The sequence below is a fragment of the Paucilactobacillus suebicus DSM 5007 = KCTC 3549 genome (assembly GCF_001434475.1).
Taxonomy (GTDB): Bacteria; Bacillota; Bacilli; order Lactobacillales; family Lactobacillaceae; genus Paucilactobacillus; species Paucilactobacillus suebicus.
On the sequence record NZ_AZGF01000079.1, the window covers coordinates 1 to 339 of the forward strand.

The window sequence follows — 339 nt, forward strand, 5'->3', positions numbered from 1 at the left end:
CGTGATGACATTATTTGTTGTTGCCGCATTATCTACTACTGTGTGATGGTGCACTAAGTGCACGGTTACAGCTGGTGCACCTGTTGCACTAAACGTGACTGTTCCAGTAGTTGCCTGGCCAGCGGCGAAGTCATAACCTGTTGGGGCTGTGGCCGTCCATGGCGTGGTTCCGTCTGTCACACCGCTAAGTGTCACAACATCTCCAACAACAGCTTCATCTGCGTCATCATCCACATATGTCAATGTCGTAGTTTGATCTCCAGCTGTGTATGTGACTGTCTCGCTTTGATCAGCTGGTATATCGTTATTAGCTGTCGCATTGGTGAATGTAACTGTACC

The 339-nt window shown here is 48.7% G+C and carries 1 protein-coding gene; it reads right to left on the reverse strand.

What is annotated here, in order from left to right; translation table 11 throughout:
* On the reverse strand, positions 1–339 hold a 339-nt coding region (locus FD16_RS12990; protein WP_162255738.1), incomplete at both ends, for a mucin-binding protein.